Below are 19,989 nucleotides of genomic sequence, written 5' to 3'. Positions count from 1 at the left end.
AGCTTGAAATTTCCTTTATATTTCTCTAGAAAAATAGCGTTTTCCAAAGATAACAAAAATAACCTGTCAAGGGTGATTATCTTCATTGGAAGGCTTTCGGTAGCGCTGGGAATCATTGTTTCTCTAATTACCGTATCCACTGGGTTCGGTTCTAAGAAAGCGATTAAAGAAAGACTGGCAGATTTCAGCGGCCATATTACAGTAAGATCTACAAGATCAAACTCTTCATACAACACTTCTGTACTCGATAACCAGGGTCTTGATATTAAAAAAATAAAAGAAATTCCTGATGTCGCAAGCGTTCAGAAATATGCGATGTTAACGGGTATAATGCGGAATGAGCATAATTTTGCAGGGATTATTTTCAAAGGAATCGGAAAAGATTTTGACAGCGTCAGATTTAAAAAATTCCTGATCGCAGGAACTACCCCGCAGGTTACTGAAAAAGGGTATAACAACGGCGTAGTGATCTCTGAAAAAACAGCAAAAGATCTTCATCTCAAGGTAAAAGACAGCATTGTCACGGTATTTTCAAAAACCGATCAGCAGCCTATCTACAGAAAATTTGAAGTGCTGGGAATCTACAGAACGGATATTAAGATGATTGATGATCAATTTGTTATCGGAGACATTAATCATGTGCGTAAAATTCAGGATATGAAACCCGAAGAAGCTGGTGGAATTGATATTTTCTTTAAAAATGTAAATGATGCAGATGCAGATTTTCCCGAAATCGAAAAGCTGATAGGTTATAAAAACTATGCTGAAAAAGCTACAGAGAAATTTCCGCAGATTACCGACTGGATCAGTATTTTTGATACCAATATTGCATTGATTATCATCATCATGCTGATTGTAGTGGTTATTAATATTATCATGGTTCTATTAATCCTTATTATTGAAAGAACCAATTCCATAGGCCTTCTTAAAACACTCGGAGCCAGCAATTCACAGATTCGTGCAACCTTTATTAACTATACACTGATCATTATGATTCCCGGGCTTTTGTATGGAAATGTAATTGGTTTAGGCCTGATTTTCATCCAGAAGATTTTTGGCATTATCAAACTGAATCCTGAAAACTATTACGTAAGCACGGTTCCGGTAGATCTTAATCCATTGATGATTATCTCCATCTCGGTGGGCATTCTGATTATTTCAGGGCTGGCCTTAATTATTCCCAGCTACCTCATCAGTAAGATTTCTCCGGTGAAGGCGATTAAATATAATTAGAAGTAAGTGAAAAGTAAAAGGTGAAAAGTCTCAGTTGTGAATTAACTTATTCATGGAATCGATAGGATCGTTTATCCTGATAAAATTTAAAGCCGTATCTTTGCCATGCTTAAAAAACATTTATGAAATACGCAAACAACATCCTCGAAACTATAGGAAATACACCATTGGTAAAACTGAATAAAGTTTTGGGTGAAGATTTTCCGGCACTAGTTTTGGCAAAGGTTGAGACATTCAATCCAGGAAATTCCGTGAAGGACAGAATGGCCCTGAAAATGATTGAAGACGCAGAAAAAGACGGAAGGCTAAAGCCGGGAGGCACCATTATCGAAGGAACTTCAGGAAATACAGGAATGGGATTGGCTCTTGCAGCAATCATCAAAGGATACAAATGTATTTTTGTAACCAATTCAAAACAATCTAAAGAAAAATGCGATATTCTCCGTGCTGTAGGTGCTGAAGTCATTGTTTGCCCTACCGACGTAAAACCTACAGACCCGCGTTCTTATTATTCGGTATCAAAGCGTCTTGCGAAGGAAACTGAAAACGGTTGGTATGTGAATCAATATGATAATTTATCCAACAGGGCTGCGCATTATGAATCCACCGCTCCTGAAATATGGGAACAGACCGAAGGAAAACTGACCCACTTCGTAGTGGGAGCAGGAACGGGAGGAACTATTACCGGCTGTGGCACATTCTTCAAAGAGAAAAACCCGAATATCAAAGTAATTGGAGTTGACACCTACGGATCTATCTTAAAAGAAATCCATGAGACGGGGGAAATTAATTTAGGAAACGCCTATACTTATATTACCGAAGGAATCGGTGAAGACATTCTTCCTGAGAATTATGACATGGCGGTTATCGATCATTTTGAGAAGGTAACAGATAAAGACGGAGCTATTTATGCTAGAAAATTAGCAAAAGAAGAAGGAATTTTCTGCGGATATTCTGCAGGAAGTGCCATTGCTTCACTGGTACAGATGAAGGATCAGTTCACGAAAGATGATGTAATTGTCGTACTTCTTCATGATCACGGTTCAAGATACGTCGGAAAAATCTATAACGACGAATGGATGAAAGAAATGGGTTGGCTGGATTAATAAGTCCCACTCTACAAAATAAAGAACTCAGAACATCTGTTCTGAGTTTTTTTATTTTATACGGATTAAGTTTTAATCTGCTGAATAATTATTCGTTGATGTTTTTCTTTAAAATTTGCTTTAAAAAGCTGTAGTCTTTTTCGCTCATCGATTTTCTGGGAAACATATAGCTGTACTTCCCTTCGATGCTGATAAATTCATTATTGCTGTCGAAAAACTCAAAATCTTTCCATTCGCTGGTCTCTTTATCACCGTTAATATTCACAGTGAAAAAATTCTCCTCTATTCTGATTTCATAAACCTTACAATTTTCGATCTTATTTAAATAGTGCGCTACCTGCTTCTTCCATCTTGAAACTTTATTAATGCTTACCGATAAAAAAACAGCGCAAAGCAGGAACAAAAAGCTTACAAAATACAATATCCCTGATTTTTCTTTACTGAAATCATCTTTGAAAATGAATAAAATTAACAGGATAACAGCAACTATAATGGTGGTAACCGTTTTTCCCCTTGTTGTAGGAGAAAAGAACAGGCTTCCCTGGTTCCCGCTGAAATATATTTCTTCAAAATCTTTTCTTTTCGGTTTCAGAACGATTACTTTCTCTTCAGTCATATTATTAATTCTGCAGCAAAGATAAGTTTTTCATTGTATCAATCTCATTTTAAGATCAACATCAAACACTTCCTCTAAAACTCTACAACACTCATACTCTAAAACCCTCTCACTCAAAAACTCCCATCCTCATATTTGTCGCTGATGGCTGAAAGCTTACTCATCAGTTCACGGTTTTTCTGTTTCAGGTCTTCCATTTTCCTGAGCATATCGTGGATCACTTCAAGTCCGGGGAGGTTGATTTCCAGATCATAATACCAGTTGGTAAACCTTTCAAAAGACGGCAGATCTTCATACATCAGATAGTGGATTTCATTCTCTGTCTGAATATTCAGTAAACCGGAATCTACCAGTTCATCAAAAAAGGTGATTTCAATATTGTATATTTTTACGAGTTCTTCCCGTGATATTCTTTCATTCATGACTTAAGAGTTTTTTAGTTGTTCGAAAAGCTGCTTCTGCTTATCAGTAAGATTGGTAGGCAGTTTCACATCGTATGTCACAAAAAGGTCGCCGAATTCTCCTTCTTTTTTGTAAACAGGGAATCCTTTTCCTTTTAGCCTTACGGTAGTTCCGTTCTGCGTTTCCGACTTTACTTTAAGATTAACGCTTCCTGTAAGGGTTTTAACTTTAACATCGCCGCCCAAAACAGCCGTATACAAATCGATCGCGACTTTAGTTTTTAAATCATCTCCTATCCTTTCAAAATCCGGATCAGCCGGAATCATAAAAGTAATGTACAAATCACCGTTCGGGCCACCATTATAGCCGGGATTTCCATGGCCTTTTAATTTAATCTGCTGTCCGTCATAAACTCCGGCCGGAATGGTAATCCTCACCTTTTTCCCGTTAATATCAAAAGTCTGCTGATGGGTAGTTGCAGCATCCTTTAAGCTTAGATTCAGCTCTGCATGAACATCCTGTCCTTTAAATTTCCCGGAAGCGCTCCCTCTTGAACTTCTCCCGAAACCTCCTGTTCCACCGAACATGCTTTGGAAAAAATCCGAGAAATCTTCTCCTTCACCAAAATCAGCACCGGAAAATCCGCTACTGTAATCATTTCCGTGACTTTGCCTTTGTTGCTGCTGTTGCTGTTGTGCTTTTTCATACTCTTCACCATGTTTCCAGTGTTCTCCATATTTGTCGTATTTAGCACGGTTTTCAGGATTACTGAGAACTTCATTGGCTTCGTTGATCTCCTTGAATTTCCTTTCTGCTTCCTTATCGTCTGGATTCAGGTCGGGATGAAGTTTTCTTGCAAGCTTGCGATACGCTTTTTTAATATCTTCCTGCGTTGCGTTTTTATCTACGCCTAAAATTTTATAGTAGTCTATATAAGCCATAGAAACCTTTTTACTCAAATTTAAGGATTTTAGAGACGAAATTTATATAATGAAGTGTTAAAAATAAAGCTATCTTTGATTAAAAAGCGCTCTATGAAAGAAGTGTTGAAAAACTACTCGGGAATCCTGCTTTTGCTTCTGGGGATCGTTATCGGGAGTATCATCGGAATTGTGGCACCACAAACGGTAAGTTATATAAAACCTTTAGGAGATATTTTCCTGAATTTACTGTTCGTAAGTGTTGTTCCGCTTGTTTTCTTTGCAGTCTCCAATTCCATTGCATCGCTGGAGCAAGAGTCGAAGTTTGGAAAAATCATGATAACCATGGCGTTTACTTTTATTTTTTTCATCTTAACAGCGGCCGTTTTTACGATCTTCGCGGTGTATTTATTTCCGGTTTCGGGAGTTTCAGGGAGTAAGGAACTGGTAGAGGAAGTGGCTTCCGAAGAAAGCTGGGGCAACAGGATTGTGAGTTTTTTTACTGTGGGCGAATTTACACAGCTCTTTTCACGGCAGAATATGCTGGCCCTGCTTATTTTTGCATTTATGACGGGATTTTCTGCAAGAAAAGCAGGAGAAAAAGGACAATCATTCAGGATGTTTATTGCTTCCGGATATGAAGTCATGAAAGAACTGTTACTATTAATTATGAAAGCTGCTCCTATTGGTTTGGGGGCCTATTTCGCTTATCAGGTGGCCACACTGGGACCTCAGCTTTTCGGATTTTATGCTAAGCCACTCGGACTTTATTATATTGCAGGTGTCGTTTATTTTCTGTTGTTTTTTTCCATTTATGCTTTTATGGCCGCCGGGACGAATGGTGTTAAAAGTTTTTGGAAAAATGCGATTTATCCTACAGCCACGGCACTGAGTACCTGCAGCAGCTTCGCTACTATGCCTGCTAACTTAGAAGCTGCATCCAGAATCGGAATTCCCAATCAGATTTCAAATATTGTGATCCCTATCGGAACTACGCTGCATAAAAACGGATCTTCCATGTCATCCATCATTAAGATCTATGTTGCTTTTATGATTATCGGCAGAGACTTTTTCGATCCGATGAATTTACTTCTGGCATTAGGCATTACGGTTTTCGTGAGCATTGTAGCGGGCGGAATTCCCAATGGCGGATATATCGGTGAGATGCTGATGATCTCAGTCTATAAACTGCCACAGGAAGCCATTCCGGCAGTGATGATTATCGGAACCCTGGTGGATCCGCTGGCTACTGTTCTGAATGCAGTCGGGCAATTGGTGGCTTCGATGTTTGTGAGCCGATTTGTGAAAGTCTGATTTTTTGTTTTTGCTAAACACAGATTACACAAATTTTTTTTTGATGATCAGGCAGATTTATTCACTGCGCTTTACTGGCTCCAGATTTTCCAGTTCTTCCGGTGTGAAGAGTGTATAAATAACTTTAAATGTTTTTCCCAGTGGAGTTTCCAAAGAAAACCCTCCCGGTCCGAAACCATCGGTAACGTCCAATGTAAAATGGGAATACTGCCAGTACTCGAAGAGGTCGCGGTCGATCCAGAATTCGTGTCCGTTGATGGTCCCGATCATGGCATCGTTCATTCGCGGATAAAACCCACCTTTTTCAAAACATTGCGGCTGTGTGCCTTCGCAACAGCCTCCTGTCTGGTAGAACATGAGATCACCGTATTTTTTTTCGAGCACCCAGATGACTTCCAGGGCTTTTTCTGTAGCAGAGAGTCTTGTTATTTTAGGGTTCATAATTCTTCTTTTGTTATTGATTGGCATAGCTCAAATTAAATAGTTTGCTATTCGGGGTACTTCAATTATTTTAAGCAGCTGGGCTTTTTCTGAGTCTCAAGCAAATTTACTTTATACTTATAATAAGCAGTTGTGCATTTTGCAAAATTTTGTTATTGAATTCGTCAGTTCGAGTATTTTTTCGTAACAAAGTGGAGAAAAATGTATCGAGAATAGATTATCTTCAGAAGTAACAAACTTCTCGATACGATTTTTTCAAAATCTACTCGAAGTGACGAAAATATATCAAAATACAAAACGTGCTTACAATTCTTTTAAACAAGTTAAAAAAAGTTCGGCAAAATTTCATTTCGCCGAACCAGACATTGTCATCATTAATTTGCACTTCCGGCGATATCAAGAACGATCCTTCCATCGATCTGTCCTTTTTTCATCTTATCAAAGACGTCGTTAATATCTTCCAGTTTTGCAGCGGTAACGGTTGCTTTTACCAATCCTTCATTAGCAAAATCAAGTGCCTCCTGGAGATCTTTCCGTGTTCCGACGATGGAACCTCTCACGGTAATTCTCTTGAGCACGGTTTCAAAGATCGGAAGCTCAAAGGATCCCGGCGGAAGGCCGTTCAGCGCAATGGTTCCTTTTCTTCGTAATACATCAATTCCCTGTTTGAAGGCAATAGGGGAAACTGCCGTAATGAGCGCGCCGTGCATTCCGCCGACTTCTTTATGCAGGTATTCTCCAGGATCTGTGTTTCTTGCGTTGACTACCAAATCTGCCCCGAGCTTTTTCGCCAAATCCAATTTATCATCCGCCACATCAATAGCAGCCACATGCATTCCCATTGCTTTCGCATACTGAACGGCTACGTGACCCAATCCCCCGATTCCTGAAATGGCTACCCATTCTCCAGGTTTTGTTTCCGTTTCTTTTAACCCTTTATACACGGTAACTCCGGCGCAAAGAATCGGCGCGATCTCCAAAAAGTTGATATCACTTTTCAAATGTCCCACATATCTTGAATCTGCAATTACATATTCTGCAAAGCCACCATCTACACTATATCCGCCATTTTTCTGCGCTTCACACAGAGTTTCCCATCCTGTAATGCAATAATCGCAGCATCCGCAAGCGGAATATAGCCAGGGTACTCCTACTGCATCTCCTTCTTTAACATACGCTTCAGGACCGCAGGCGACTACAATTCCCACTCCTTCATGTCCGGGAATCAGAGGCATTTTGGGTTTGGCCGGCCAGTCGCCATCAACGGCATGAAGATCTGTATGACAAACGCCACATGCGATTACTTTTACCAATACTTCATATCTTCCAGGTTCTCTTACGGGAACTTCTTGTATTTTTAATGGTTGTCCGTAGCCTTGAACAACCGCTGCTTTCATTGTTTTTGGTATCATATTCTGAGTTTTGAATTAGTTTTTATTGAATCATTGGAATTTTCTTGGAAACGGATATCCTAATATTATAATGAAATGTTGTTTTTTATTTCCCTCAGATTTCGCGGATTATTTATAAAAAGTTTATTTGATTAATCTTTAATTTAACGCAAAGTCCGCAAAGATCTTTTTTAATACTATATGTTTTTTAAGTTCGCAAAGGCGTTACACTTAACTAAGATCGCTAAGAATTTTCTTTACTTTTTATTTCTATAATAAATTACTTGAAGACTCTAAAGAATCATATAAGGTTGATTTTACTTGATGCAAAGAGTATAAATTGTTAATATTACTTTTCTGACTTCGGTAATCTCTATGTGTATAAATATGTACAAGACAACGAATCATTGCGTGAGGGATAGGAAGGGCGGCGAGGAACGAGCCGGTGCGGAGCGAAGCGGAGCACCGAAACGAAGTGCAGCCCTGGATAGCCCGACCGTTTTGCCCCGGCTTCAGCCGGGGCAAACGGGCACGCCCTATTATTTAAAATTAAAAAAATCCTAGTTTGTTTTTGTTGTACGAGATCAGCATATTTTTGGTCTGACGGTAATGATCCAGCATCATTTTGTGGTTTTCCCTTCCGATTCCGGATTGTTTGTAGCCCCCAAAAGGCGCTCCTGCAGGGTAAGAGTGATACTGGTTTACCCAGACTCTTCCCGCCTGGATCTGACGCGGAATAGTATACAGCTGATGTGCATCTCTCGTCCAGACTCCTGCTCCCAGTCCGTAAATCGTATCATTGGCAATTTTAACGGCTTCTTCTTCGTCTTTGAAGGTTGTAAAAGCCAGCACCGGCCCGAAAATTTCTTCCTGGAAAATTCTCATCCTGTTATTGCCTTTGAAAATTGTAGGCTGAATATAATAGCCATCTTCAAGTCCTTCGCCTACATTGTTGACATCACCACCAACGAGCACTTCCGCACCTTCTTCTTTTCCAAGTTTGATATAGGAAAGAATCTTATCTTTCTGGATCTGCGACGCCTGTGCGCCCATCATTACGGTTTTATCCAACGGATTCCCGACCTTAATCGCTTTTACTCTTTCAATCACTTTCGCAATAAAGGCATCCGCAATATCTTCCTGAACAAGCAATCTTGACGGACATGTACAGATTTCTCCCTGATTCAGTGCAAAAAGAACTGCTCCTTCAATGGCTTTATCCAAAAACTCATCATCGGTATCCATTACAGAATTGAAAAAAACGTTTGGTGATTTCCCGCCTAATTCCAATGTTACCGGAATAATGTTTTCCGTTGCATACTGCATAACAAGGCGTCCCGTTGCAGTAGATCCTGTAAATGCGGCTTTAGAAACTTTCGGATTGGTCACCAATGCCCTTCCCAATTCTGCGCCGAAACCGTTGACAATATTTACAACACCCGGAGGAAGGAGATCTCCTATAATTTCCATCAAAACCATGATAGAAACCGGAGTGCTTTCCGCGGGCTTCAGTACAACGCAGTTTCCGGCTGCCAATGCCGGAGCCAGTTTCCAAACCGCCATGAGAATCGGGAAATTCCACGGAATAATCTGTGCAATAACGCCCAGTGGTTCGTGAACGATAAGGGAAACGGTGTCTTTGTCCAATTCATTATGGGAACCTTCTTCCGCTCTGATCACCGAAGCGAAATATCTGAAATGATCAATTGCCAAAGGAATATCTGCCGCGAGCGTTTCTCTTACCGCCTTACCGTTGTCAATGGTTTCAACGGTTGCGATGTATTCCAGGTTCTGCTCAATCCTGTCGGCAATTTTATTCAAAATAACACTTCTTTCTGTTGATGAAGTATCTTTCCAGGTCTGAAACGCTTTTTCCGCAGCATTAACAGCCATCTCCAGATCTTCTTTTGAGGAATGGGCAGCCTGCGTAAACTTTTTCCCGTCCACCGGCGATACAACATCGAAGTACTCTCCGTTTACCGGTGCCGTGAACTGACCATTGATATAATTATCATATCTCTTTTTGAATTCAGGCCATTGAAGTAATGTGTCTGATTGTTGTTGTGTTGTAGTGCTCATATTTGTACAATTTTTAATTTTTCTTAATAGCCAAATTACACCTACATTTGAGATTTGAATAGCATAATCGTACAAAAAAGCTTCAAAATCGTACAGAATAATAATTTTATAATTCATTAACATTCAGCAGATACCATATTTTTCTTATATTTGAGATACGTGTAAACATAAATTGTTTAGAAATGAATGATCACAAATTTTTACTGAAAACTCCTGAATTGAAAAAGGAAAACCAGCTTTTAAGCATGGTTGAAAATCAGACCAAATTCAATCTGAACAATTGTGAATTCAGTATCTATGAAACACATAAAGCCGCTTTTGATGTAAAACTGCATTTTGAAACCATCGCTTTTACCACTATGCTTCGCGGAAAAAAGCATATGAAGCTCGACAATAAGACGAATTATTTTGATTATTACCCCGGTGAGAGTGTTCTGGTAGCTCCGGGCGAAACCATGATTATTGATTTTCCGGAAGCAGACGAAACGCCATCTCAATGCATTTCCCTGAGCCTGAATCCCGAATTTATAGAAAACTCTCTTAATCATCTTAATTATCACCTGCCGAAAACGGATGAAACTTCACAGTGGAATATTGAACTTGATGAATATTTTCTTTTCAACAATCAATCTTTAGCTTCCGCCACAAACAATATTATGCGTATTGCCATGGATGATAATTCACAGAAAGATATTATGGCTGATTTTGCTTTGAAAGAACTTCTGATCCGTTTGATGCAGACCCAGGCAAGAAGCATGGTAGAGAAAAATATTGCAAAAAACAGATCCAGAATCAGTTTTGCGGTAGATTATATCCGGAAAAACCTTCATCAGAAACTCTCTATTGAAAGCATTGCAAAACTGGCATATGTGAGTAAATCGAATTTCTTCAGGATGTTTAAGGATGAGCTGGGAACTTCCCCAAATGAATTTATTCTCCAGGAAAGAATCAGCAGGGCAAAAGAGTTACTGAAAAGCAGGAACAGCATTAAAGAAACCGCTTTTCAGACCGGCTTTTCGGATGCCAATTATTTCACACGTGTTTTTAAGCAGCTGGTAGGGGTTACGCCAAAGAATTATCAGGATAAAAATACCTTAGATATTTTTGAATGATATCCCTATTTGGCGTAAAAAGTAAGCAGAAAAGCTAACTTGATTATTAAATCTTTGTATTCTGCTTTTTATTATTGTTATATTTCTGGTTATAAAAAAGTCATTCTAAAAAAAGTCATTCTGAATAAAATGAAGAATCTCAAATAATTAATTTAAACAGATTCTTCGTCCCTCAGAATGACAAATTTCAAATTATCCTTACTTAAGAGGCCCTTCTATTTCTGATAATGATAATATCTTGCTCCTTTCAAGACCGGGTTTTCCAATTCCACATATTTTAATCCGAACCCTTTGTAATTTTCATTAACAGAATTTTCCAGCTGCTTTCTGTGAAGCTTTTCATAGGTTTCAAAATTGATGGCTGTTCTGCTTTTTAATTCTTCAAATACATCCCATTTTGAAACTACGTTTTTCCAGTTTGCTGAAACTTTCCCGGCAAAAACTTTCGATTTGGAACCGCTTCCATATCCTAAAAAGCCAATTTCCTTTCCGGTTAATTCTTCATTTTCATTAAAAGAAGTCTGTAATGCAGAAAGCAAAGCCATAAAAATGGATGCTGTGTACATATTTCCGATTTCTGAGGAAGCACGCTGTGATTTTTCAATTTTATCATTAATAAACTGAATATACGCTTCTGATTTTGCGACTGCTTTTTGCTCTTCAGGCGTTTCGTAGGATAGTCCGTTTTCCAGACTGTAAATCTCCGTAAAAACCCTTTTACCGTGAAATGCGTACGGAAGATGGAAAATCAGATATTTCCAGTGTTCATACGGTTTATTTTTCCCGGTAATTTCTTTATAATGGTTGTACGCTTCCCTGATTCTGTCCTGATAACACTGATTGGAATATTGCCCGTCGAAAACCGGTTCATCCGTAAAAATTTCAATTTTTTCCGGGAAACTTTCGGGAGCATTGTTCAGATTTTCTTTTTTGAAATGACGTCTCGGCTTGAAGAAGTCAAAGACAGATTCTGTCGCCACTCCCCAATTGTTTTCAAATTCAATTAAATCCGGTTTTGAAGAAACCAAAACAGCGACCGCTCCACCACCCTGCGTGTATTCACCGGAAGAAGCCAGTTCATATTTTGCATAATCGCTGGCGATAACAACTGCTTTTTTATCCGGATTTACTCTTACAAAGTCTAAAGAATTGTGAAATGCGTCTACTGCCCCGATACAGGCGAAGGTGAGATCCACCACATCACAGTTTTTGAAACATCTTTCTCCAAATTCTTCCTCCAGCACCTTTTCTACCATTTGCATCGCGTAGGAAGCTGTTGGCTTTGCCGCATCGAGAGCGCTTTCTGTCCCCAGATAAATTCTTGCAATGTCTTTTGGATTAATATGGTAATCTTTAATCAGTTTTAATAAGGCTTCTGCAGCAAATGTTGCCGCATCTTCATGCACATCCGGGAATCCCATTTTATGCAAGCCCAGACCTTTTTCCAGTTTTGCGGGTTCAATTCCTCTTTTTTCCGCTAAATCTTTAATTTCCAAATATAATGAGGGCACATGGTAGCTTGCCGCTTCAATTCCGAAAGTCATATCTTTTAATTTAATACGAATTTAAAAAATGTAAACGTTTAATCACATATGATTTTATCTAAATTTCGTCAATATTTTTATTTTAATATAAAAAAAGACATCCCGTGATGAGATGTCCTGATGTAAATTATTAACTATTTATCTTTTATACCATGAGAAGTAAATTAATTTTTAATGATCTTAAATGATTCTATTCCTTTATCAGTTTTTCCTGAAATAACATATATCCCATTACTCAAAGTAGAAATATTTATATTTCCCTGTTCAGCATTTACTGTATGCGTCTGAATGCTTCTTCCGTTCGCGTCATAAATGGTCATTTCGTGTACCTTATCTTTTGCCTGATAATGCAAAATATCATTAACAGGATTCGGATAATAATTAATCGATGATTTCGGAGAAACCCTTACATCATTCACCCCTAAAACATCATTGCTAATCGTAAAATTATCAATCAATGTAGAATATCCCTGTGCATTTTCACATTCTATGGCAACCTGATAAAGATTGGGAGGAAGATTAACGTTGGCAAAGAAGTACCAGGAATTAAAAGGCGGCTGAAATCCCATCACCATGTTCCATGAATCAGACGCTGACATCCGGTAGTAAATTCTTACCCAGTTCGCATTCGATCCCTGTTGGGGATTGATAAGATAAAAGCTCAGTCTGGGCGAAGTGAGCACCAAACTATTCAGTGGCGGGGTTACAAGCTTTGTTTTGTCTGCACCGGAAGAATTCGCCGGAAAGTTGGCAAATTTTGTTCCGGCAAACGCTGTTACTCCATTACTTCCTGTGGTTGCAGAAGATGCGAATGTCCAGGACATGTTGTTTGTTTCATAAACCTGAGTCCAGCCTGATCTGGTAGGAGAATTGTCTTCAAAAGTTTCCGTCCAGGGAAATGTTGAAATTTGAGCATGAAGCCCAATAGCGGAAAAAATGGTTAAAGCCGAAAATACATATCGGTTTTTAATTTTTTTAGAAAGTAGATTTGTTTTCATTAGCAATTATTTTAATGTTAATTCATTAACAAAATTATAATATAAAAACAAATAAATCAACAATATTAAAAATTTAATATATAAAATTTAATAAAAATCGTTTAACCAATAAAATAACCGCTATTATAAAATAGCGGTTATCATCATTATAATATTATAGAGTTTACCTGAACATTATTTAAAATCTTCAATTGCTTTATTCAGCAGATCGATCTGTTTATTAATGCTTGCGGCACTTTGAGGATTCTGTTTTAAAAGCTCCATTTTTTTATTCAGACCATCTTTCAGCATTTGGCTTATCATCATTTTTACCTGAGGGTTTTCACCAATCTGTCCTTTTGCCTGACCAAGAATTTTCGTGATGCTTTCTGTAGCTTTTACATTGTCTGAGGTCATAATCCAGTTGAATCCTTCTTCTGCAGATTTTCCAAGTTCAGGATTCTGGAATTTGATAAAAGGATAAAACGCTGCAAATTGCGCAATATTGGCCATTTGGGAAGTAACTTTATTCTTTACAATAATCGGAAGCATTTGTGCAGCCAGTGTTTCCGAAGCTCCTTCTAAATCAATTTTATCAGCATATGCCGCAGCTTTTGACGGATCAATAGCAACAATAGCTCCCACAGAACTTCCTTTTACGGCATTGGAGACCGCATTAATTCCTTTTTCAAATATCGGCATGTACTTTTTATCCTTTGTTTTTGCCAATGCTGAAATAGCTGCCGCCTGAACCAGTGTCTTAGGATCGTTAGAAGCTAATTTTTCAACATCTGAGCCTAAAGCCTTCAATTGCTCTGCATTGGAAAGATCCATAAGCTGCAATGCTTTTATCCTTGTTCTGAAGTAAGGATCTTTGATTGCTGCCGACAATAATTTAGTTGCTGCAGGATTTTTTCCGACCTGATCTTTAATACCATTTAAAGCATTGTATCTGCTTTTGAATTCTTTAGATCCCGTAAACTGCATCAGATACTGTTCAGGTGTTTTGGTATCGTTGATTTCTGCCAGTAAAACGCCATCTGCATTAATGTTGACAAGATCTGCATTTTTAGAAACATCAAAGTTGAATGTATTTTTAGCTTCCGCATTTACCCAAACGTTATATCTTTTAGGTTTTCCATTTTCGTAAACATCAATGGCCAGAGGAAACTGGAACGGCTGTTCCTGCGTCTGCTCAATGGTCACTGCAACTTGCTTTTTAACAGGTTCGAAAGTGTAGGAATAATTGATTTTCGGGTTTCCACTACCGAAATACCACTGATTGAAGAACCAATTCAGGTCTTTTCCGGAAACTTTTTCGAATGAAAGTCTCAGCTGATGAGCTTCGGCATTCTGATATTCGTTGGTTTTAAGATAATCCTGCATTCCGGCAAAGAAAGCCTCATCGCCAAGATAGTTTCTGAGCATGTGAAGTATTCCTCCTCCTTTCTGATAGGTCACGAGGTCGAAAACATCTTCGCGGGAAGCGTAATCAAATCGTACAAGATTATTTTTAAAATCGGTAGGATTGTGGATGTACATATTCACATCTGTCATCTGATGATAGTCTGCCTGATCTTTTCCATACTTAAATTCATTCCACAGATACTCCGAATAGTTGGCAAAAGATTCGTTAACCGTAAGATTGCTCCAGCTTTCCGCTGTGACAAGATCACCAAACCAATGGTGAAACAATTCATGGGCAATGGTATCTTCCCAAGTGTTTTCATCAATTAATTGCCCGGGTTTCTGCAGGATATCACTTCCGTGAAGAGTGGCCGTTGTATTTTCCATTGCGCCGCTGACGTAGTTTCTTCCGGAAATCTGTGCATATTTAGCCCAAGGATAATCGTAACCCAGTTTTTTAGAGAAAAACTCGATCATTTCCGGCGTATTTCCGTAGATCTGCTTTGCATACGGCTCATATTCTTTTTCAATATAATAATCTACAGGAATGTTTCTCCATTTATCTTTTACAATAGCATATTCTCCCACACCCATGAAAAACAGGTAGGTAGAATGTCTTTTATCCATCACCCAATGATCCGTTCTCAAGCCGTTGGATTCTTTTTGAGAATCTTTCAGGATACCGTTTGAAAGCGTAACATATTTGTCAGGAACCGTCATGTAGATTTCCTGAGTAGTCTTCTGATTGGGTTTATCAATGGTAGGAAACCAGGCTGAAGAAGATTCGGTTTCGCCCTGCGTCCATATCTGTGTAGGCATATCTGGATCTTTCCCTTGTGCGTTGATAAAGTAGAGTCCTTTTGCATCATTGATAGCGGCGCTTCCTTCCTGCTTCACTTCGTTTGGACGGGAAGTATATTTAATATAAACCGTGTAATCCTGGTTTTTCTGGTAGGTTTTATCTAAAGTGATTTTAAGAATATCGTCCTTATAATCATATTTTAACGGAGATTTTTTACCATTCGATTCTAATGCTACTTCATGAATCAGCATTCCTTTGGCATCGAGCGTGAGTTCGTTGGAAGGGTAAAAAAACGGTGATGCGGTGAGCCATTCTTCACCGTTCATCTGTTCTTTCTGATAATCGAAATTTACTTTAAGTTTGGTATGTTTAAGTTCAGTTACTTTGGTATGAGTAGCCCGGTAGACTTTTTCTCTTCCTGAAGTTTCGGTTTGTGCCGCTACATTGGTGGAAAAGAAAATTCCTAAAAGAGCGATCGATAAAATGGCTTTTTTCATTATGATTAAAAATTATTTCTTGGTTAAAATATCAAAAATATCATTAACTAACGTTTCGTAATCTCCTTTTTTGAACTGTTCTTTCGTTTTCGCAAAGGCTTTTTTAAGTTCACTTTCGGGATTTTCGTCGTCGATAATTTCTGCTGAATCTACACCTTTTAATTGAAGGATAACCGTTTTCAGGACTTCGATGTCTGCATTTTTTTCAATATTTATTTTTAAATATTTCATTGTTTTATTCTTTTGTGAATGTGTTTTTGGATCCTCCCTGCATGATGATGAACTGATTTTTTTCGGGATAAAAATTGATTTCTATTCCGTACATATCACATGTAAAGTTTGTGACAGAAGTTGCTTCGAGAGGAAATGCGCTTTGTCCGGTTGCCTGCGCCATCAGTTTTTTATCCTGGATAAAGATATTAATTTTCAGAGGTACTCCAACAGAAGCGTATGTTCCGGCGTATTTCTGAAGTATGTTTTCCGGAATGTTTATCGTCTTAAAATTGGGGATCTCAAAATCTTTTCCGGTTGCAACGGCCATCATTCTTGAAAAAATTTCATCAGAATCCATATCCTGCTGATTGACTGTGAAACTAACCGCTGTTTTCAATTCAGGAAAGTATACCAGCTCTGATCTGAAACCGTCAATGGCGCCGTTATGTCCAAATCCTGTATACTTTTCAAATGGGAATTTCACAAGGCCATATCCGTAATCATCAATAAAATGTTTCATTTTATCAACGTTTTCTTTTTTAATGAGTTTTCCCTGTTCCAGACCTAGAATAAAGATTAAAAGTTCTCTTGGAGTCGAAATGATATTTCCTGCTCCAATCGGAATGCTCATATCCGTTTCAGGTGCTGCGATATAACTTCCGCCAGAATACTGATAGGATTTCGCCTGATTTTTTGAAGTATCAATCTTTCCTCCAACGCTTGTTAAAGTCAGTTTTAATGGTCTTGCAATTTTATCTTTAATTAATTCTGCGTACGTTTTTTTATAGATTTTTTCAAGAATTAATCCAAGTAAAATAAAGTTTGAGTTGCTGTATTCATATTTTGAACCCGGCTCAAAGTCACTTTTATATTTTTTAATGATATTTACCAGATCATTTCCTGTGTGAGGCTGAGTATAATATTGTAAAAATTCGGCTTCATCCGTTAAATTATGAATTCCTGTTCTGTGCTGCAGTAAATGTTCGATGGTAATTTTATCCGCATTAGGAATTTCCGGATAAAAATCCGAAAGCTTTTTGTCTAAAGAAATCTTTTTATCTTCAACCGCTTTCATGATCAGAACTGCGGTAAAAGTTTTACTGATTGAGCCTATACGATATTGCGTATTTACGTTGGCCTTCTGATTTTTTTCTGCATCTGCAAATCCGACTACTTTTATAAAGGTAGGCCGATTATCTTCTGCCAGTGCAAAACTTCCCATTATTTTATGGTGTACAAACAGAGAATCCAGATAATTGGACATTTTATCTTTCACCGTATTCTGGGAGAAAACCATACCTGAAATACCCATTGCTGAAAGAAAAAGTAGCTTTTTAAACATATCTTGAGATTTACCGGATAAGTTGAAAATTTTCAGGAGATGTTACAAAAAAAGTGAAGTTTTACACTTCACTTGGTTTATTTTTTATTGCATTGAAATTTGATATAAGAGCCCATCTGCAAGCTCTTGGTTTTTTCTATTCTGATAGTAAAGGACTGCTAAGATTTAAATCTTCATTAAATTAAATTGCCACAGGAGCCTTTATTCCCGGATGCGGATCATAATTTTCCAGCGTAAAATCTTCAAAATCAAAATCAAATAAGTCTTTAATTTGCGGATTAAGCTTCATTGTAGGAAGCGCTCGCGGCTCTCTGGAGAGCTGTTTATGAACCTGTTCAAAATGATTGTTATAAATATGAACATCTCCAAAAGTATGCACATAATCTCCTACTTCAAGATCACAAACCTGTGCTACCATCATCAGCAATAACGCATAGCTTGCAATATTAAAAGGAACTCCCAAAAAGACATCAGCGCTTCTCTGATAGAGCTGTAAAGATAATTTTCCATCCGCTACATAAAACTGGAATAGAGCATGACACGGTGCCAGAGCCATATTCGGGATTTCTGCAACGTTCCATGCAGAAACAATTAATCTTCTGGAATCCGGATTTTTTTTGATCTGATCAACCACGTCTGTAATCTGGTCGATCACTTTACCGTCCGCGCCGTTCCAGCTTCTCCACTGTGCTCCGTAAACAGGTCCGAGATCTCCGTTTTCATCGGCCCATTCATCCCAGATGGATACTCCGTTATCTTTAAGATATTTAATATTGGTATCGCCTTTCAGAAACCAGAGCAATTCATAAATTATAGATTTCAGATGTACTTTTTTGGTCGTTACCAAAGGAAAGCCTTTAGAAAGGTCATATCTAAGCTGATATCCGAAGACACTTCTTGTGCCGGTTCCCGTCCTGTCGGTTTTATCAGTTCCGTTATCTAAAATATGTTGTAAAAGATCTAAATAGTTCTGCATCTGAAAAAGAATTTTAAGGTTCAAATTTAAAGAAAGTATTCCGAAATTATATGAAAAAAGCATCCATTTTGATGGATGCTTTCTATTGCTGAAAATCAAATTATATTAAACTGCCGTGTAGCCACCATCTACAAGATAATAGCCTCCCGTCATAAAAGATGATTTTTCTGAACTCAGGAATAACACCAGTTCTGCTACTTCTTTAGGTTTTCCCAGTCTTCCCATCGGATGTTTTGAAATCAGTGCTTCCTTCATTTCCTTTGTCAGGCTTTCCAACAGCGGGGTTTCAATATAAGCAGGCCCCACCGCATTGCAACGGATATTTTTCTGTCCGTATTCTGCTCCTATATTTTTAGTAAGCCCTACCACTGCGTGCTTTGCAGAAGTGTAGGCTGAGGAAAGCGGTGCAGCAACAATACCATGAATAGAGGCCATATTCACAATAACGCCGCCCCCGTTTTTTTCCATTTGTTCTAACTCATATTTGCACCCGTAGAATACGCCATCAAGATTTATGCTTAATACTTTTTGCCAGCTGTCGAGACCGTAATCGCCTGCCAGCGCCTGTTCGCCACCGATTCCCGCATTATTACATGCAATATCAAGTCTTCCGTAGATTTCTACTGTTCTTTTTACTAAAGCTTCCACTTCTTCAGGGTTTGAAGTATCTGCTTTTACAAAAGACGCTTCCCCGCCTTGTGCTTTAATGTCTTCAACTGCTTTGTTACCGTGATCTTCATTAATATCGGATACAATAACTTTGGCGCCTTCTTTTGCATACGAATGAGCAACAGCTAATCCGATTCCGGATCCTGCTCCTGTAACAAGTGCTACTTTGTTGTCTAAAATTCCCATATTGATTTTATTAATTGGTGATAATTGATACCACAATTTACGACAAAATCCCGGTATTGCTTCTAAAGTAAGCAATAAAATTTTCTTAAATTATGGTTAAATATTATTTAAACAAAAAAGCCCTTATCCGGCGTTTACCAAATCTGCTTAATAGTCTGAGTAATGCTATTCAGAGAAAAACTTTGTCCGTTACTTAATCCTGCCATTGCTTTAGCTAATGGTGACTCCCCTGAAACGGTCATTACTTTACGGTTATCACAAATTACTTCTCCTACGGAAGCAACAATATAAAACAAACCTTTTTCAGTCTCTACCAAAGCCCCGCTCTGTACTTTTGAGCAAGATTCGGGGCTTATTTTTTGTAGCAAAGCCTGCTGATTCAGCGTTTCATTCAACTGTCTCTGCAGATTATTAATTTCCTGCTGGAGCATTTCTCTGCCGGTTTCATATTTGTCGCCCATTGAACTTTTAGTATCATTGTTTGAAGCACGGGTATCTTCGATCAGCTGTTCAAATTTCTGAATTTTATCTATAAGTTTGTTTTTTATGATATCTAATAATTTTGATTTATCCATAACTGAATTCATTTCACTTAATTACCCAAATGTATTAATAATTAATTTTAAAAATTTAACGCCGCTTTTTCCGGTAGATTTATTCAGCACAGTACATTTTATGGTCTTTGAAATACAGACATTTAACATAAAAATATTTTTATCACTACTATTTGAAAATTTTCTAAATTTGACTAATGTTTATCAT

The 19,989-nt window shown here is 38.1% G+C and carries 18 protein-coding genes; 4 read left to right on the top strand and 14 right to left on the bottom strand.

Annotated features, from left to right (window positions below; translation table 11 throughout):
* Positions 1 to 3 precede the first annotated feature (3 nt).
* Together M0D58_RS16170 and M0D58_RS16165 are read left to right on the top strand one after the other, a co-directional pair.
* On the top strand, positions 4 to 1,233 hold the full coding sequence (locus M0D58_RS16170) for an ABC transporter permease (protein WP_248391617.1): 1,230 nt from the start codon (positions 4 to 6) through the stop codon (positions 1,231 to 1,233).
* A 122-nt stretch (positions 1,234 to 1,355) separates the two neighbouring features.
* Positions 1,356 to 2,339 carry a PLP-dependent cysteine synthase family protein gene (locus tag M0D58_RS16165; protein ID WP_248391616.1) on the top strand — a complete coding sequence of 328 codons (984 nt, stop codon included), beginning with the start codon at positions 1,356 to 1,358 and terminating at the stop codon, positions 2,337 to 2,339.
* Between the two features lie 88 nt (positions 2,340 to 2,427).
* On the opposite strand, the gene M0D58_RS16160 is transcribed toward M0D58_RS16165, so the two are convergent.
* From M0D58_RS16160 to M0D58_RS16150, 3 genes are all read right to left on the bottom strand, one after another.
* Positions 2,428 to 2,955 carry a hypothetical protein gene (locus M0D58_RS16160; RefSeq protein ID WP_248391615.1) on the bottom strand — a complete coding sequence of 176 codons (528 nt, stop codon included), beginning with the start codon at positions 2,953 to 2,955 and terminating at the stop codon, positions 2,428 to 2,430.
* 113 nt (positions 2,956 to 3,068) lie between these two features.
* Positions 3,069 to 3,377, bottom strand: coding sequence for a chaperone modulator CbpM (locus M0D58_RS16155; RefSeq protein WP_248391613.1), 309 nt, complete (start codon positions 3,375 to 3,377; stop codon positions 3,069 to 3,071).
* 3 nt (positions 3,378 to 3,380) lie between these two features.
* Entirely contained in the window at positions 3,381 to 4,298 is a 918-nt protein-coding gene (locus M0D58_RS16150; RefSeq protein WP_248391611.1) for a DnaJ C-terminal domain-containing protein, read from the bottom strand.
* Positions 4,299 to 4,391: 93 nt separating this feature from the next.
* Between M0D58_RS16150 and M0D58_RS16145 the strand changes: the two genes are divergently transcribed.
* A complete protein-coding gene (locus M0D58_RS16145; protein WP_248391609.1) occupies positions 4,392 to 5,591 on the top strand; it encodes a dicarboxylate/amino acid:cation symporter in 1,200 nt (399 codons plus the stop codon).
* Between the two features lie 57 nt (positions 5,592 to 5,648).
* Here M0D58_RS16145 and M0D58_RS16140 read toward each other — a convergent pair whose 3' ends face one another.
* The 3 genes from M0D58_RS16140 to M0D58_RS16130 all read right to left on the bottom strand — a co-directional run bounded on the left by M0D58_RS16140 (position 5,649) and on the right by M0D58_RS16130 (position 9,502).
* A complete protein-coding gene (locus M0D58_RS16140; RefSeq protein WP_248391607.1) occupies positions 5,649 to 6,032 on the bottom strand; it encodes a DUF779 domain-containing protein in 384 nt (127 codons plus the stop codon).
* Positions 6,033 to 6,406: 374 nt separating this feature from the next.
* Entirely contained in the window at positions 6,407 to 7,444 is a 1,038-nt protein-coding gene (gene adhP / locus M0D58_RS16135; RefSeq protein WP_248391598.1) for an alcohol dehydrogenase AdhP, read from the bottom strand.
* Between the two features lie 528 nt (positions 7,445 to 7,972).
* The gene (locus tag M0D58_RS16130; protein WP_248391595.1) at positions 7,973 to 9,502 is read right to left on the bottom strand and encodes an aldehyde dehydrogenase family protein; all 1,530 of its coding nucleotides are present in this window, start codon (positions 9,500 to 9,502) and stop codon (positions 7,973 to 7,975) included.
* Positions 9,503 to 9,684: 182 nt separating this feature from the next.
* Here M0D58_RS16130 and M0D58_RS16125 point away from each other — a divergent pair, with 182 nt between their 5' ends.
* Positions 9,685 to 10,614, top strand: a complete 930-nt coding sequence (locus tag M0D58_RS16125) for a helix-turn-helix transcriptional regulator (RefSeq protein ID WP_248391593.1) — start codon at positions 9,685 to 9,687, stop codon at positions 10,612 to 10,614.
* A gap of 215 nt (positions 10,615 to 10,829) precedes the next feature.
* Here the strand turns inward: M0D58_RS16125 and M0D58_RS16120 are convergent, their stop codons facing one another.
* The 8 genes from M0D58_RS16120 to M0D58_RS16085 form a co-directional block, all read right to left on the bottom strand.
* Positions 10,830 to 12,158, bottom strand: coding sequence for a hydroxymethylglutaryl-CoA synthase family protein (locus tag M0D58_RS16120; RefSeq protein ID WP_248391591.1), 1,329 nt, complete (start codon positions 12,156 to 12,158; stop codon positions 10,830 to 10,832).
* Positions 12,159 to 12,322: 164 nt separating this feature from the next.
* On the bottom strand, positions 12,323 to 13,156 hold the full coding sequence (locus tag M0D58_RS16115) for a T9SS type A sorting domain-containing protein (RefSeq protein ID WP_248391589.1): 834 nt from the start codon (positions 13,154 to 13,156) through the stop codon (positions 12,323 to 12,325).
* A 174-nt stretch (positions 13,157 to 13,330) separates the two neighbouring features.
* Entirely contained in the window at positions 13,331 to 15,841 is a 2,511-nt protein-coding gene (locus tag M0D58_RS16110) for a M1 family metallopeptidase (RefSeq protein ID WP_248391587.1), read from the bottom strand.
* Between the two features lie 12 nt (positions 15,842 to 15,853).
* Positions 15,854 to 16,072 carry a hypothetical protein gene (locus M0D58_RS16105; RefSeq protein ID WP_248391585.1) on the bottom strand — a complete coding sequence of 73 codons (219 nt, stop codon included), beginning with the start codon at positions 16,070 to 16,072 and terminating at the stop codon, positions 15,854 to 15,856.
* A 4-nt stretch (positions 16,073 to 16,076) separates the two neighbouring features.
* Positions 16,077 to 17,396 (bottom strand): serine hydrolase domain-containing protein, encoded by a 1,320-nt coding sequence (locus tag M0D58_RS16100; RefSeq protein ID WP_248391583.1) that lies wholly within the window; start codon positions 17,394 to 17,396, stop codon positions 16,077 to 16,079.
* Between the two features lie 181 nt (positions 17,397 to 17,577).
* Positions 17,578 to 18,372 carry a thymidylate synthase gene (locus M0D58_RS16095; protein WP_248391581.1) on the bottom strand — a complete coding sequence of 265 codons (795 nt, stop codon included), beginning with the start codon at positions 18,370 to 18,372 and terminating at the stop codon, positions 17,578 to 17,580.
* A gap of 105 nt (positions 18,373 to 18,477) precedes the next feature.
* Entirely contained in the window at positions 18,478 to 19,227 is a 750-nt protein-coding gene (locus M0D58_RS16090; protein WP_248391579.1) for an SDR family NAD(P)-dependent oxidoreductase, read from the bottom strand.
* Between the two features lie 134 nt (positions 19,228 to 19,361).
* Positions 19,362 to 19,814 (bottom strand): hypothetical protein, encoded by a 453-nt coding sequence (locus M0D58_RS16085; RefSeq protein WP_248391577.1) that lies wholly within the window; start codon positions 19,812 to 19,814, stop codon positions 19,362 to 19,364.
* Between the last annotated feature and the right edge of the window lie 175 nt (positions 19,815 to 19,989).

Origin of the sequence: Chryseobacterium nepalense (assembly GCF_023195755.1) — a bacterium.
Classification (GTDB): domain Bacteria; phylum Bacteroidota; class Bacteroidia; order Flavobacteriales; family Weeksellaceae; genus Chryseobacterium; species Chryseobacterium nepalense.
Note: the sequence above shows the minus strand (reverse complement) of the source record. Positions and strands in the feature narration are given on the sequence as shown.

Excerpts from the sequence above, each read along its gene's own strand:
- M0D58_RS16165 (WP_248391616.1), top strand. The coding sequence starts at position 1,356 with ATGAAATACGCAAACAACATCCTCGAAACTATAGGAAATACACCATTG.
- M0D58_RS16160 (WP_248391615.1), bottom strand. The coding sequence starts at position 2,955 with ATGACTGAAGAGAAAGTAATCGTTCTGAAACCGAAAAGAAAAGATTTT.
- M0D58_RS16155 (WP_248391613.1), bottom strand. The coding sequence starts at position 3,377 with ATGAATGAAAGAATATCACGGGAAGAACTCGTAAAAATATACAATATT.
- M0D58_RS16150 (WP_248391611.1), bottom strand. The coding sequence starts at position 4,298 with ATGGCTTATATAGACTACTATAAAATTTTAGGCGTAGATAAAAACGCA.
- M0D58_RS16145 (WP_248391609.1), top strand. The coding sequence starts at position 4,392 with ATGAAAGAAGTGTTGAAAAACTACTCGGGAATCCTGCTTTTGCTTCTG.
- M0D58_RS16140 (WP_248391607.1), bottom strand. The coding sequence starts at position 6,032 with ATGAACCCTAAAATAACAAGACTCTCTGCTACAGAAAAAGCCCTGGAA.
- adhP (WP_248391598.1), bottom strand. The coding sequence starts at position 7,444 with ATGATACCAAAAACAATGAAAGCAGCGGTTGTTCAAGGCTACGGACAA.
- M0D58_RS16130 (WP_248391595.1), bottom strand. The coding sequence starts at position 9,502 with ATGAGCACTACAACACAACAACAATCAGACACATTACTTCAATGGCCT.
- M0D58_RS16125 (WP_248391593.1), top strand. The coding sequence starts at position 9,685 with ATGAATGATCACAAATTTTTACTGAAAACTCCTGAATTGAAAAAGGAA.
- M0D58_RS16120 (WP_248391591.1), bottom strand. The coding sequence starts at position 12,158 with ATGACTTTCGGAATTGAAGCGGCAAGCTACCATGTGCCCTCATTATAT.
- M0D58_RS16115 (WP_248391589.1), bottom strand. The coding sequence starts at position 13,156 with ATGAAAACAAATCTACTTTCTAAAAAAATTAAAAACCGATATGTATTT.
- M0D58_RS16110 (WP_248391587.1), bottom strand. The coding sequence starts at position 15,841 with ATGAAAAAAGCCATTTTATCGATCGCTCTTTTAGGAATTTTCTTTTCC.
- M0D58_RS16105 (WP_248391585.1), bottom strand. The coding sequence starts at position 16,072 with ATGAAATATTTAAAAATAAATATTGAAAAAAATGCAGACATCGAAGTC.
- M0D58_RS16100 (WP_248391583.1), bottom strand. The coding sequence starts at position 17,396 with ATGTTTAAAAAGCTACTTTTTCTTTCAGCAATGGGTATTTCAGGTATG.
- M0D58_RS16095 (WP_248391581.1), bottom strand. The coding sequence starts at position 18,372 with ATGCAGAACTATTTAGATCTTTTACAACATATTTTAGATAACGGAACT.
- M0D58_RS16090 (WP_248391579.1), bottom strand. The coding sequence starts at position 19,227 with ATGGGAATTTTAGACAACAAAGTAGCACTTGTTACAGGAGCAGGATCC.
- M0D58_RS16085 (WP_248391577.1), bottom strand. The coding sequence starts at position 19,814 with ATGAATTCAGTTATGGATAAATCAAAATTATTAGATATCATAAAAAAC.